The sequence below is a fragment of the Acetobacter indonesiensis genome, assembly GCF_000963945.1.
GTDB classification, from domain to species: domain Bacteria; phylum Pseudomonadota; class Alphaproteobacteria; order Acetobacterales; family Acetobacteraceae; genus Acetobacter; species Acetobacter indonesiensis.
Genome location: NZ_BAMW01000022.1, coordinates 65136 through 78700, shown reverse-complemented (window position 1 = coordinate 78700; position 13565 = coordinate 65136). Strand labels below are relative to the sequence as shown.

The window sequence follows — 13565 nt, the reverse complement described above, 5'->3', positions numbered from 1 at the left end:
CCCAGCCCTTCATAGTCATGGCGGGCGCACATCCCCGCCGTTATGGCAGCAGGCACGGCAGAACATGCACGGCCTGACCACCATGGTTGCAACGGCAGGAGTCATCAGCCCTGTACGGGCGGTTATAAGGGGGAACCCCATCCCCTATGCGGCGTCTGTATAGCGCCACGATGACGCGCCCTCAAGCCAGAAGGTTCCGGCATCGGGGCACAATGCAGCATCAGCCATAATGCATGGGCTAAGAATAGGGCTTTTACTTTATGTCTATTTGGGGTTATTGCCCCACGCCTGCGCATCACTCTGCCACACACACCTTGTGGCACGACATCCCCGCATTTCTAGCACCCAAGATACGGTTTTTTCGGTATGGACCCCAAAACTCTCTTCTCTGGCATGGCCCTTGCCTTTGGAGCATACGCTTCTTTTGCCATTAGCGATGCGTTCTCCAAACTGCTGGCCGGAAGTCTGGACCCGTTCGAGGTTGCGTTCTCGGGCGGGGTATTTGGCTGTCTTATTCTGCCGTTTATCCGCAAACCCCATGAATCGTATCTGGATGTGTTCCGCCCGCAGCAGAAGGCCATGTGGGTGCTGCGTGCTGTCTGCGTGTTTGTGGCAACAGCGGCCAGTGTGGAAGCCTTCATGCTGCTGCCCATGCCTGAAGCGCTGTCACTGATGTTCCTGATGCCCCTGTTTGTGACCATTCTGTCCGTGGTGTTGCTGAAGGAAAAAGTGACCGCGTGGGCCTGGCTGGCCGTGGTACTTGGCTTTATCGGGGTTTTGATTGTGCTGCGCCCCGGTGTGCGGGCGCTGCATCTGGGCCATTTATGTGCCTTGCTGGCTGCTTTTGCCAATGCAGGCAGCGTGATTGCCTATCGCCTTGCCAGCAAGGAAACGGTGCGGTTGTCTCTGTTTGGGTCAAGCCTGATCGGGCCTTTGGTGGGCAATGGCCTGCTGATGGGCCTGCATGCCACATGGCCGGCCACCGTGCTGGATTGGGTGTATCTGTTTGGCTACGGCTTTCTGGCGGCACTCGGCCAGCTGATGATGATGCTGGCCACCGCTCGCGCCCCGGCAAACCGCGTGGCATTGCCGCAATACAGCCAGATGGTCTGGGGTGTGGCGCTAAGTTACGTGGTGTTTCACCAGCCGCTGGATGGCTGGACGTTTGTGGGTATTATCGTGCTCACATTCTCCGGCATGTTGAACTGGGTGCGTCAGCGGATCCGGTACGAACGCATGGCCCTGAAGGAACGCTTTGAACGCCAGAAAGCCCGCAGGGCCGCAAAGCAGGCCGCCCGACTGGCCAGCAAACAGGCGCGCGCCGCCCCGGCGGGTGACAGCACGCCCTGACGGGCCGCACCTTGTCGTTTCTATAAAGCAACATTATGCTCACGCCATGCTGTTTTTCCTGCCTTGCATTGCGTGAGCCATGCCTGACCACCCGACATTAGAAACCGAACGGTTGGTGTTCACCGTTCCCCAACGTACGGACTTTGAGGCGTTCGCCGCTATGCGGGCTGACCCCGTTGTGGCGCGCTATACGTCTGGCACACCCGCCAGCGCCAATGATACATGGGGCCGATTGCTGCGCTATCGCGGGTTGTGGGGCATTATGGGCTTTGGCCACTGGACCGTGCGTGAAAAAACAACCAACCGTTTTGTGGGCACAATCGGCTTTGGCGAATTTCACCGTGGGTTAACGCCATCTCTGGATGGGTTGCCTGAAGCAGGCTGGGTTCTGGCATCATGGTGCCATGGCAAAGGCTTTGCGTCAGAAGGGGTGCGCGCCATCTGCCACTGGCTGGATACGCAAACGCCCCATACCCTGTCACGCTGCATCATTGCGCCCGAAAATGCAGCCTCCCTGCGGGTGGCGGAAAAAAACGGTTTCACGTTCCTCGCCCCCTCCCGCTACATGGATCAGGATGTGCTGATGTTTGAGCGCAACCGACCCTGACCACACAGGCCGTGCGCCCCGATTATGCCCCCTGCCGGGGCCTGCCGGGACGTGCCCCCTGCATCGCTGTTTTGTCACATACAGGAGCCAGAGAGGCTGTTAGGGTCAAAGCATGAACACACCGCCCGGTCTTTTTCGCAATCAGCCCCTTAGCAGCGGGACGGAAACCGCCCCACAACCTGATCAGGCACCCGTCATTAACTGGCGTATCTGCCTGATCTGCTTTGCGATCAATCTGGCGATTATTCTCAGCAGCCTGTTTCTTATGATTGGGATGCATATTGAGCACCCGGATGACATGAAGCAGGTCAACCGCGCGCAGTTAGCCGTAATGGCAATTCTTCTGGCCCCGTTGGCGGAAACTTATCTGTTCTTTCAGCTTCCCTATCAATTGGTGCGAAAATTTCTTCCCTTCCCAAAGCTGGTGTGGGGTGTGTCTTTTCTCATCACGCTGTCACTTTTCATTTACGAACATCACGGTGGCTCGCCGCACGGGTTACACCGTGACTGGCCTTTGGCTTTTCTGGTCGGGGGTGTAGGCGGGGCCACGTTTTTCAGTTGCTTCTACTTCACGCACCGCTCGGGCTACGGCAGCCCGTTCTGGACCACAACCCTATGCCACCTGTTCTACAATACCTGCATCACGCTGATTACACTTTTTCCTTAACGGGCGACCTGACAAAGCGCCACAGATGTCAGCACTGCGCTTGCTTCAGGCAAAGGCAGCGGGCTGCCGGTACTGCGTAAAGTGGACCATACTCTAGCGGCATCTGCGGGCAGATCAGGGTGACGCAGAACCTCCCCCACACTGGGCGAGCCAGGCAGAACGGGTGTGTGAGAGTTCAGTCCAGGTCTAACTACGGGCCGCCGCTTTGCGCCATTGCTGAAAACCCATGACCGCCAGCGCCACAAAGGCAGCATACAGGCCCGCAGTCAGATACAACCCGCGCACGAAAAACAGCCCGGTATATAGCACATCCACCGCACACCAGACCCACCAGCAGGCCAGATGCCGCCGGGCCATCCAGACCTGCCCCAGAATACTATACGCGCTAAGGGCAGCATCCAGCATCGGCATGGGGTCATCCGTTGTAGTGCGCAGCAGCACCCCCAGCGCAACCCCGCCAACCGCCCCTGCCCCCAAGCCAGACCAGAACCCTACAGCCGAGAGCGGACGAATTGTGACAGCCCCGTCCTGCGCCATACCGCGCAACCATCGCGCCCAGCCATACAGCGAGAGGGCTGCAAAAACACCCTGCAATGCCATGTCGGCATATAGCCGCGCCTGCCAGAACACCACGCCATACAGCACGGACGCAATGACCATAACCGGCCAGCACAGCATGGTGCGACGGCCCGTCAGCCATACCCCAAAAGCACTGAACAGAACGGCCGCTATTTCTAACGCGCTCATGTGGTGTGCTGTCTTTTCTGATGAGCCACCGTCTGACACGCCTTACGGCGAACCACGCCACGCTTACAGCGCGCCAGCCGTGCTATCGGGAAATACTGCTCCCCAATAGGGAAGCATCGGAAGGCCGGGCACCAGCCCCGATAACTGATCTTAGGATAGAGTACGGCGGGCTGCATGACAGGCTGCATGGCGCGTTCAGCGCCGACCCGAGGGACGAAACGCGGAGAGCCAGTCTAGCAACGCCTGCCCCTCCGGTTGCAGAAACCACCGGGCATGACCAAGAAAATAAGCATCGTAAGCAACTGTGCAGGAGGCAGCATCGCGCAACAACGTGCCAAAATAAGCGACTTCTGACAGGGCAAATTCTGTGTGCACCAGCGGCAGAAACGCAACCACCAGAGCACGCTCTTTTTCCGTCAGGAGGCGTGTGCCCTCATACCCCTCCAGAAACGCCTGAAGCTGCGCGTAACAGAAGACTTTGGGTGCGGTGGGGTTCAGCCAGTCAACCATGCTGCGTTCAAGGGCGACGGCAATATCAAACGGCACACACGTGCGGTCAGCCATACCGAAATCAAGCACAGCAGCAACCTGCGCGTGGCCGCTTTCTGGCGTGGTCTGCGCTGCACGTGAGGAGTATGGTGCGGCGTGGTGTGTTTCTGGCTTATCCTGCCAGAAAAGATTGGAACCATGCCAGTCTCCGTGCCCCCAGCAAGGCACAATGTCATGCAGTAACGGGCGTAGACGGGCATGAAGCGGCACAAGCACCGTTTGCACATCCTGCTGCCAGTTCCGGTTGGCAAGTTGCTCGGGCAGGCCGGGCTGTTTCGCACTCCAGTCGCGCAGGGCTGCCAGCAGGTCGGGCTGGGTTATAGCATGCAGGCTTGAAATGAGGGGCCGCCCGGCCGGGATGCTGCTGTGGTCACCCCCACGGGTAGGCGCTGAGTCATCGGCCGCGGCCAGATGCAGACGCGCCAGTGCCTGCCCGGCAGCCGAGGCATGCGCCACGGAATGATATGGCTGCCAGGACATGACATCGCGGTAGGCATCATGCCCGGCAGCGGGGGGAAAGACCTCGTACACCCAGTCGTTCAGCGTGACGGCGGTATGGCCGGACACGGTGACCAGCGGCAGGGCGACTGGAACATCTTTCTGCGCCAGATGCCGCATGAAGGCATGTTCTTCCTCCAACGCCGCAGCCGAGCGGAGCTGCACATGATGCCGTTTTATAACCAGTTGCACAGCATGGCCGGGTGGCACTCCTCCCTGTGACATGCTGCCAGCATCGGGTGTATCGGCTGACGTGGGTATCTGGCCTGCCGCATCCATTCCCCCTTTTGCCAAAGCAGAGATCTGCACCAGCGCCGCCGCCGAGAATGGGCGCATACTATGCCAGACTATCCGCTCTGGCGGGGTATCCTGCCTATAGTGGGCCAGAACGGTTTGTGCTTCTTGCAGCGTCAGGCAGGGCCAATCCCGTTTGGCCTGCACCCCGTTGACACCAAACTGACCTGCCTGTTCGGCGTTTCCCTCCGCCACGCCTAGAACCCGGTTGACGCCGTGAACATGGCGGCAAAACCGCCGCCAATGTAATAATCGGGGCTTTCACCCGCTATGGTGGTGCCATAGCGGCCCTGTGTGTCTTTTGCGTTCAGGGTGGGGTCTGCCACGCCAGACAGGTAATGCTGGTTGGTAATATTGATAAAGTTCATGCGCAATTCTGGTCTGTGCAGAACGGAGACATCATCAAACCGATACCCGACTGCCATGTTCGCTGTCACGTAATCGGGCATGCGTTCATCATTCATGAAGGTGGCGTATTGGTGCCCGGTATATTTGACGGTGAACACACCAAAAGCATGCCCGTCATCATAGGTCAGGCCAGCGGCGGCCTGTAAGGTTGGGCTCCGCACGGCCCGCTTGCCGCGTGTGGGCAGCAGATCCCCGCCTGACATCAGGTCATTATCAACCGTGGCGTGCAGATACTCGCCGGAAACATAGGGACTGATATGGTGCCACGGACGCAGGCCCAGTTCCACATCCACCCCGCGCGATGTCTGGCCGCCAGCGTTCATGGTGGAAGACACGTAGGAGCCATTGATGACACCGAGTGTTTCAATCTGCCGGTTTGTAAAATTGTAGTTGAACAGGGTGAGACTGCCGACAACTATATTATCCGCGTATCGGTAGCCCAGTTCCTCGGCAATGGAATATTCGTTTTTGACGGAGGTCGAGCCCTGTGTGGTCAGGGTGCCCAACTGTGGATCAAGCGCGCTATACAGGGCGGTTTCGGCAGGGGTGCGGAAATTGGTGGTGGTATTGAAAAACACCTGATGATGCGGCGTGATCTGATACCGCACGGATAAACGCGGCAATGGCACCGCCGTATTGGTGTTCGCGTGGTAAGGCGTGCCCGCAATGGCGTTGGTGCCATTGCGGGTAAACATCACTTCCTTAAACCCGGCAGACAGCAGCAACCTGTCATGCAGCAGGGATAAAGTATCTGTCACAAACAGTGCGTTCGTTTGCGAAATGGTGTGATTATTTACTGTCCGATACAGGCTGCCATCAGCCAGCTTCAGTGATGTACTGCTGTTACCACCCCAGATATTATGCGCGGTGCCATCGGCGCTGACAGGGGTAAATGTCTGGCTTTGCGTGTCATCTGCGTAATCATACCAGTAGCCCGCCGTCAGGGTATTGGGGCCATGTTTCCATTCCAGCGCCGTGGTGAAGCCAGACCGATAACTGCGCTGCGTGTAATCCGCCCGCGTGACGGCCCCGCTCTCTGACGTAGCTGACGGCTGATACCCTGTGTCAGACAATGCCCCTACCCCAAATACATTGGAAACCGGCAGGACCTCACCACCCGGCACATTGCCATAGGCCCCCTGTGTATATGGGGTTGTGCGCCATGTCAGCCCGTGCGCCAGATGCAGATCAACCGGGGCCGCCAGATACAAGGTGCGTTCTGCCTGACGATACAGCCGCCAGTAATCCGTGCCCTGCGCCGCATCATCGGGATGGTAATGACGGGTCAGATTATTCTGGCCGCCTATCCCATCCTGCGCCCAGCTTTCCTTGGTGGCCTGTGGGTAGTAGCTGTCGATTGCCTGATTCCATGACCCCAGCAGCGCGGCGCTGTTCTGGTTGCCCCATGTCTTCAGCAGTTTGAAATCAACATGCTGGCGCTGATCGCGCCCTGCGCCACGCCAGTTGTCCGTCGCCCCGTGCGAGTACGAAACAAAGCCACGCAGGCCCGTCTTCCCAATCTCCCCGCTATCGACGCGGATAAATTCGCGGTTGGTGTCATAAGACCCGTAAGACATATTGACCATGCCGCCCGCTTTTTCAGCGGGGGTGCGAAAGCGCAGCTTCATCAGGCCGCCAGCGGCGTTCAGCACCGGGCTTTCAATATCAGCCGCGCCTTGGGCCAGCGAAACGCTTTCATAGTTTTCACTATCGGCAAACTGGCTGGGGTAGCCGGTATAATAGGCCACATCATTCAGCGGCATGCCTTCAAGCGTATAGCCAATGGCATCATTATTCAGCCCGCGTACGGAAATATTGGTCTGGGGGGAAAAGCCGAACGGGTCAGACCCTGACACATTGGCGCCGGGCAGAATGGCCACCAGATCATACGCGGTGGCGGAGGGAGCCTGACGGGCAATGTAGTCTGCCCCCACGGTGCTGACCGATTGCGGTACATCCTGCGGGCGGATCATCCCGCCACCGGCATGCAGGGCAACCGGGTCTGCGGTAACCAACACCTGTTCGGGGTTTTTGGCCTGCACCGGGCCGGGGAGATTTTTCTTTGATGCTGTAGGGATTGCACTGGGACGGCTGGCACCAACCCGGCCACCCGGAGCACGGGCCGCGCCATGTGTCCCTGCCCGTGCAGCCGCAGGATGGGCCGCCCTACCCGACACACGGGATGCACGATGCCTGGCCCCTACCGTGCCTGACTTTGCGGACGACGCACCAGACGGAGCGGCATCATCCGGCGCTGCATTGGCGCGGGAGAGCATGCCGGGGGCGACATCACACAGAGCGGCAGCAGACAGGAAAACGGATGTGAGCAGAACACAACGGACAGGCAACCGCGAGGGCATTAGACAGCATTTCCCTGATCAGACTTTTGAAGCATGCGCACCACGGGGCCAATGGTCAGCCCCTGCACCAGAATGGTGAACACCACCACCGCATAACAGACACCCAGCAACGTGTCGCGCATTGGTCCATCAGGCAGCGTCAGCGCCAGTGAAACGGAAATGCCCCCACGCAGGCCGCCCCATGTCAGCACCGCCCAGACACCCATGCGGTCTCGCCGGCGCACATACATGGGCAGAATGGCCAGAAAAACGCTCAAGCCGCGCACAATGATGGAAAGCGGAATAGCCAGTGCCATCGCCATGACAAGTGGCAGATTGAACGACACGCTAAGCACCTGAAACCCGATCAGCACAAACAACATGACGTTCAGAATTTCATCCACCAGCCCCCAGAACAGCCGGATATCTTTTTGCCCGTGCGTTGAAATGGCGGCCTGTGTGGCCGGTGCCCCCATTATCAACCCGGCAATAACTGCCGAAATAGGGCCAGACATCCCCCACGCCCCGGCCACGCTGTACACACCGCTACACAGCGCCAGAGAAATCAGCAGTTCAATGTGGGAATCCTGCACCAGCCGCAGCGCCCGCATGGCCAGCCAGCCGCCCACCAGCCCAACCAGCACACCGCCCCCGACTTCCCACGCGAAGGCTTCTGCCAGATGCAGGAAAGACGGCGCATGGGCTTCATGCGCAACGCCCAGCGCCACGGTGAAAATGACAACGCCCACGCCGTCATTAAACAGGCTTTCCCCGGCAAACAGGGCCTGAACCTGCCCCGGCAGGCCCAGCCTGCGCAGCATCCCCACCACCGAAACCGGATCCGTGGGGGCTAGGATAGCCCCCAGCACCACGCACCATGCGGGTGAGACATCAAGCCCCAGCAGCGCGAACACGCCCCATATGCCGCCCGCAAACAGGATAACGGCCAGAAACGTGCCCAGAAGGGCCAGTGCGATAACCGAGAATTTGCGCAGAAGCAGAAATTGCAGATCAACACTGATGGCACCGGCAAACAGCAGGAACCCCAGCGCGCCCTGCATCAGGCTGTTTGGCAGGTCAATCTGCGTCAGCAGGTCTCTGACACCCGCCATGCCCTGCCACGGCAAAAACAGGTCTGCCGCCATCAGCACAATGGATACCAGAAGCGAGATAACCAGAATACCGATGGTCAGCGGCAGGCGCAGCAGACGGTTGTTGATAATACCAAAAACCGCTGAAAGCGTAATAACAATTGCAAACAGGCCAAGTGAGGTCACGCCACGGTATCCTTCCGCCAGAAGAACGTTGCGTCATGCACCGGGGGCAAACACTGATACGAAGGGTGCATGGCCTGTCTTTCCTGTTGTGTCCAACCCGTATGCGCCGGGAATGGCTTATCCGGTTGGCTGCGTGTTTTTGTTGTCCGGGTCTGTTTTGTCATCCAGATCAACAAATGTCTGGTCAGAAATGGAAAGACTTTCCATCTCCGGCCTTTCCAATGCGGCTGATGTGCTTTGCGCCAGCCCTGCTGTCTTGGCCCGCAGGTCTGCCAGTTCTTCCCGCACATCTGATAAAATTTCAAGCAATGCCTGATGATCTTCCGCCGCCCTGCGGTCCGCACCACGGCTAAGCACGGCATTGCCCACCATGAGTGCAGGTAACGCCACAAGCTGAATACAGTTGCTGACATAGAGCAACGTATTCTGCCACGCGGGCACCGCCAGCGGCACCAGAGAAAACACCAGAAAAGCGTAAACACACCAGATACTGCCGAACAGCATAGTCATTTTAACGGCTATGCTGTCATTCACTTTATCCAGCACTGTCTTGATGGTTTTTTCCATGCTCCCTCCGCATCGGCCGCTGCACCATGGCGGGGTTACCCCGCTGGCTTGGTCATACGGGTGGGGGTGTATCACAGGTGCTGCCAGAAGTCCGTCCTACCCGGACACACAAAACCCACCCGGGATGTAACCGGGTGGGTGTAAGGACGACGGGTAGCGTTCTGGTCTGCCAGCAAGCAGAAGCCGCGCGTTAATGTGCGGAGACGTGCAGCCGGTAAAAAGCGCTCTGCCCCTTCAGGGCTGCACCGTGGTGCTGAAAAACGGCAACGGTATATTTGCCGTTATGGGGCACCTGTGTGCGCCACGTCTGGTGAGCACATTGCTGGGCCGTGGGGTGCAGCATGTGGCCTTCTGCATCTTTAACAAAAAACGTCACATTCTGTTTGCGCGCATGGCACAGCACAGAGAGTTCCTGCCCTTCGGTCAGCGTCAGATGGTATTCAGCGGCCTGCTTGCCTTCAAGCGTGCCGACCATTCGCCTGTCTTCCTGATGAGAAGAAAAGCGGAAAGCGTTGCTGTTTTCGGCGTGTGCGTCTGCTTGCGGCGCCAAGCAACCCAAAAGCAGACCCAGCCATAGAAATGTTCGTTTTCTGGCGTGTATCATGATGGTCCACAGCTATTCTTTTTATGCCTATGTGGTATGCGATATATACATATATAGCATCCACCGGGTCAAGAATTTCCTAGGGGTGGGAGCAGTCATATTTCCGTGTGAACCCTGCCGCGCCACGCTGCGCGGCACAAGGCGGGGCCGTAGCCAGACCATCATTTTTCATGGGAATGTCATGGACGCCGGGGGCCTTGCGTCCTAATGCGGCCTGTTTTTACTGGCCTGATTTTTATTGGCCCTTTTGTTACCGGCCCTTTTATCAGCCCCCGTTGCGTTTGACCTCACGCAGATACAAGGTGAGCGGAAGCCCCAGAGAAACGCCGACAAGCAGCGTACCCACATAGACGGGCCAGGCCGCCCGCACCCTTCCCGCCCTGTGTTCTGACGACGCAAAGATCATGACAATCAGGGCAGAAAGAATAACGTCCGCCACGAAAAACAGGCTGAGTTCATTTGCCGCAAGTGCAGTCCCCATTTTTGCCGGGGAAATGCCGTTGGTCAGAAGCCACTTTATCAACAGGCAATACGGAATGACTGTGCCTAAAACGCAAAAGCAGACATAAACCTGTTTCAAACGCATGACGATTAAGGCCCCCGCTGCCGATTGATCTGCCCGCCTTCATACTCAAGCCATTTCATATCGGGCAAGCAACAGAAAACGTGTTTCATGGCCACAGGGCGTTGGCCGCTCCCTTTACGGAATGGCCGCCAGAGTGAGCAGTTTCCATCCGGCTGACGTGTAAATGGCAGGGGTGTCATCATCCGCATCGTACACCATCAGACCCACGGCGGGGCTAGGGCGGCTTTTGATGTCAGCGCGTGAAACGGTGGGCAGGTGCAGCCCGGTCGAGGGCGTGATGGTCCCGGCCAGTGTTTCATTGCCGTTGCTATCAAGCAGACGCAGTGCGGTAGAGCCTTTGGCGTCTGTCAGGCCTGTTTCAGAAAACCCTGTTTTCATAACGGCTGTTGGTTCCCACGCAATGCTTTGCCCGGTGCCCAGACGCAGTGCCTCCGGGCTGGTCAGACCGCTAAGGTTCACGCCAATGGCGGCCGTGCCAGTCAGCGTAACGGCGCTGGCGGTGGCGTTGGTCAGGCTGGTTGTCATGCCGCTGTTGCGGGTACTGCCCTGCACGGTTTCATTGCCGCTGCCATCAAGTGTGCGCAGGGCTGTGCCATTCTGGCTATCCTGCAACAGGCCGTTTTCATAGCGCGTCTGGACGGAGGCTGTCTGCTCCCACGACAGGCGTTGGCCGCTGGCCAGACGTAGGGCTTCCGGGGCGGCCAGACCAGTTGTATCCACCCCTATGGCGGCTGTACCGGTGGCAATATAAGCCGCAACCGTGGGTTGTGATAACGACACCACCGTCTGGCTGTTGTGCAGGCTGCCGGGCACGGTTTCGTTCCCCTGCGTATCAAGCGTGCGGGCAACACCTGCGGCCACCTGATCTGTCAGCTTTCCGTTCGTGAAGCCGCTATGAACAGTTGCCGTTGGCTCCCACGACAGGGTCTGACCAGATGCCAGCCGCAGAGCTTCTGGCGCAGTCAGGCCCGTCAGATTCAGGCCAAGTTGCGCCTGCCCGGTCAGGCTCCACGCCACGCCGCTGCCGGCATTGCTGATTGCGGTTGTAACATCGCCCTGCATCCCGATGGAGAAAAGGCTTGTTGCGTCATAAAGATAACGCAACGTGTAGGCTGCGCTATCAAACTGCAAATGGGGTTTGTGGTCGTCACTGAAGGCCAACCCACGGTTGGCCCCGATATTCAGAACCGGGGCGTTATTGACGGGCGTGCTGCGTGACAGATCAATCCCGGCCGTATCAAACCGGCCCGCAGCATCAATCAATATGCCATAGGTGCTGGTGGCATCATTATTGCCAATGGCTATGCCTTTGCCCACCTTTCCCGCCGTGCCCGACGCACTGGCCCCTGCAACCTGAAGTTGCAGGCCAATGCGCCACCCCACCGGGTCATCCCCGTTGGCGTAAACGTCAATTTCACGCCCGACCAGACTACCCGCGCTGGAGGAAGGCTGCCCGGTGTCGTCCCTTACCTCATCATACCCAGCCCAGAGCTGCGAACGTGATCCCTTCCCGTCGCTCAACGCATTGGCGGGGCGTTGCGCCAGACTGGCTTGCGCCACATGCTCGCCCGCGCCAAAGGCTGAACTGGTCAAAACGGTCGAATGGCACCACACATAATCATTCAGGGCGGCCCCTTCTGACGGAATGGTGCAGTTGCCTTTTTCAAGGTTCATGACAAAGCCGGTGGTGCCGCCTGTGTGCGTTATGTTCATGTCCTTGCGCAGCACGGGGGCCATGTCAGCATGGCTATGGCCACGGGCAAAATACTTGCCCCCTTCAAGCGTGCTTTCAAGCACATCTGTGCCCAGATCCGTTACCGGTACACCGTTGGCCAGCGTGGTACCGTCAAGCTGCCACAGAGTTGGGGTAGCCCCCTGTAGCGGCGTTGACAGGGTCAATACCCCCGCCGGAACATGAATAGCCCGACCGGCTGCAACAGCCGCTTTTGCAGCCTGTAGGGCGGCGCTATCATCGTGCGTGCCGTCAAGCTGGCTGCCAAAATCTTTGGTGCTGGGGTATTCGGCAAACCGGGCAGACAAAGCCCGCGTTACAGCGCCGGTCAGTGTGCTGCTGGCTGTGGCGGCGGTGACGTCGCCCGCTACAGGGGCCGTGACTGTCCCGGCAGCGTCAAGCGCGGCGACCCCGTTCGGCTGGTTCTTGTCAGTCTGCTGCACGCTGGCATCTGCCATTGAGCCAATCTGCCCGATGGTGGCGTTGGCCCACAGAGTGGGAACCGATGTGGTGGGGTCAATCCCGCCCGGTGGGTGCGTGGGGGCGTAATAGGCGGCATTGCCCCCAACGGGAGCCGCCGCCATAAGCGCCTGCGGTGCGACAGACCGCATGACTGGCCATACAACAGGCGCGGCAGATCCATGCTGCTGAAATTGTGGCAGAAGATGATTGGGCCGGGGTGCCGCAACACTCTGCACCGCCGTCGCCAGCACCAGACCGGAGCAGACGCCAAGCACGATACGGGTTTTCAAGACGGAATTCATGCTCATGTCGTTTCCTGAGAAATGCAGATATAGACCCCATTGTTCCACCATGCGCCGGTAACGCCGGGGTCTGTGGTGGGGAGTTCAAGCGCCATCAGCACATGGCCGTTACGCACGCCCAGACATTCAAGGCCGCCAAGCAGCAGATTGCCGGACGCAGACAGCGCGGCCAGCCCGTTTGGGGTGCCTTTCTGGGTATTGAGCAGGGTAGCAGCCGCACCCGCCGCGCCAGACGCCGCCTGGCTGGCCTGTGTTGCGGCATTTTGTGCCTGCGTCACCAGTGTGGAAACCGTGCCCTGCACCTGCCCGCCCAGTTTATCAACATAGGCTTTGTTGGTCAGATGCGCAGGGTCAGACGGCGTAAGGGCACAGGCCAGTAACCCTGTGAGGGTATCGCCAGTTTTATCAACCGCGCCAGACCAGATTTTGCCTTGCGGAACAAATTGGCCCTGCCCGTTGAAAATACCAAAAACAAGATCAGTCGCAGTTGGCTGCGTGTGGACCGGCAACGCCGAAAGCGGCGTACCATTCACAGTGGCCGCCGGTGTGGAAGACCCGGACATAGACTTTACGCTT

13 protein-coding genes and 1 riboswitch are annotated in these 13565 nt (G+C 58.8%); of the genes, 4 read left to right on the top strand and 9 right to left on the bottom strand.

Features of this window, described 5'->3' with window-relative positions; all coding sequences use genetic code 11:
* Positions 1 to 88 precede the first annotated feature (88 nt).
* A riboswitch (Fluoride riboswitch) is annotated at positions 89 to 154 on the bottom strand.
* Between the two features lie 212 nt (positions 155 to 366).
* The 3 genes from Abin_RS07490 (at position 367) to Abin_RS07480 (ending at position 2624) form a co-directional block, all read left to right on the top strand.
* On the top strand, positions 367 to 1350 hold the full coding sequence (locus tag Abin_RS07490; RefSeq protein ID WP_174766861.1) for a DMT family transporter: 984 nt from the start codon (positions 367 to 369) through the stop codon (positions 1348 to 1350).
* A gap of 79 nt (positions 1351 to 1429) precedes the next feature.
* Complete coding sequence (locus Abin_RS07485; RefSeq protein ID WP_048845720.1) at positions 1430 to 1957, top strand: GNAT family N-acetyltransferase; 528 nt, start codon at positions 1430 to 1432, stop codon at positions 1955 to 1957.
* 112 nt (positions 1958 to 2069) lie between these two features.
* Positions 2070 to 2624 (top strand): hypothetical protein, encoded by a 555-nt coding sequence (locus tag Abin_RS07480; protein ID WP_048845719.1) that lies wholly within the window; start codon positions 2070 to 2072, stop codon positions 2622 to 2624.
* A gap of 186 nt (positions 2625 to 2810) precedes the next feature.
* On the opposite strand, the gene pnuC is transcribed toward Abin_RS07480, so the two are convergent.
* The 5 genes from pnuC to Abin_RS07455 form a co-directional block, all read right to left on the bottom strand.
* The gene (gene pnuC / locus Abin_RS07475) at positions 2811 to 3371 is read right to left on the bottom strand and encodes a nicotinamide riboside transporter PnuC (RefSeq protein WP_048845718.1); all 561 of its coding nucleotides are present in this window, start codon (positions 3369 to 3371) and stop codon (positions 2811 to 2813) included.
* A gap of 195 nt (positions 3372 to 3566) precedes the next feature.
* On the bottom strand, positions 3567 to 4907 hold the full coding sequence (locus Abin_RS07470; RefSeq protein WP_048845717.1) for a phosphotransferase enzyme family protein: 1341 nt from the start codon (positions 4905 to 4907) through the stop codon (positions 3567 to 3569).
* 2 nt (positions 4908 to 4909) lie between these two features.
* A complete protein-coding gene (locus Abin_RS07465) occupies positions 4910 to 7480 on the bottom strand; it encodes a TonB-dependent receptor (protein WP_255319362.1) in 2571 nt (856 codons plus the stop codon).
* Positions 7480 to 8736 (bottom strand): cation:proton antiporter, encoded by a 1257-nt coding sequence (locus tag Abin_RS07460; RefSeq protein ID WP_048845716.1) that lies wholly within the window; start codon positions 8734 to 8736, stop codon positions 7480 to 7482. The genes Abin_RS07465 and Abin_RS07460 overlap by 1 nt, the downstream gene beginning before the upstream one ends.
* 117 nt (positions 8737 to 8853) lie before the next feature.
* Positions 8854 to 9303, bottom strand: coding sequence for a hypothetical protein (locus Abin_RS07455; RefSeq protein ID WP_048845715.1), 450 nt, complete (start codon positions 9301 to 9303; stop codon positions 8854 to 8856).
* A 26-nt stretch (positions 9304 to 9329) separates the two neighbouring features.
* Here Abin_RS07455 and Abin_RS07450 point away from each other — a divergent pair, with 26 nt between their 5' ends.
* The gene (locus tag Abin_RS07450) at positions 9330 to 9497 is read left to right on the top strand and encodes a hypothetical protein (RefSeq protein ID WP_158319901.1); all 168 of its coding nucleotides are present in this window, start codon (positions 9330 to 9332) and stop codon (positions 9495 to 9497) included.
* Here Abin_RS07450 and Abin_RS07445 read toward each other — a convergent pair.
* The 4 genes from Abin_RS07445 to Abin_RS07430 form a co-directional block, all read right to left on the bottom strand.
* On the bottom strand, positions 9494 to 9778 hold the full coding sequence (locus tag Abin_RS07445) for a hypothetical protein (RefSeq protein WP_143217151.1): 285 nt from the start codon (positions 9776 to 9778) through the stop codon (positions 9494 to 9496). The genes Abin_RS07450 and Abin_RS07445 overlap by 4 nt on opposite strands.
* A gap of 394 nt (positions 9779 to 10172) precedes the next feature.
* Positions 10173 to 10493, bottom strand: coding sequence for a DUF2834 domain-containing protein (locus Abin_RS07440; protein WP_048845713.1), 321 nt, complete (start codon positions 10491 to 10493; stop codon positions 10173 to 10175).
* Between the two features lie 114 nt (positions 10494 to 10607).
* On the bottom strand, positions 10608 to 12995 hold the full coding sequence (locus tag Abin_RS07435; protein ID WP_048845712.1) for an autotransporter outer membrane beta-barrel domain-containing protein: 2388 nt from the start codon (positions 12993 to 12995) through the stop codon (positions 10608 to 10610).
* The gene (locus Abin_RS07430) at positions 12992 to 13552 is read right to left on the bottom strand and encodes a hypothetical protein (protein WP_048845711.1); all 561 of its coding nucleotides are present in this window, start codon (positions 13550 to 13552) and stop codon (positions 12992 to 12994) included. Before Abin_RS07430 ends, Abin_RS07435 begins: the two co-directional genes overlap by 4 nt.
* Positions 13553 to 13565: the final 13 nt, after the last annotated feature.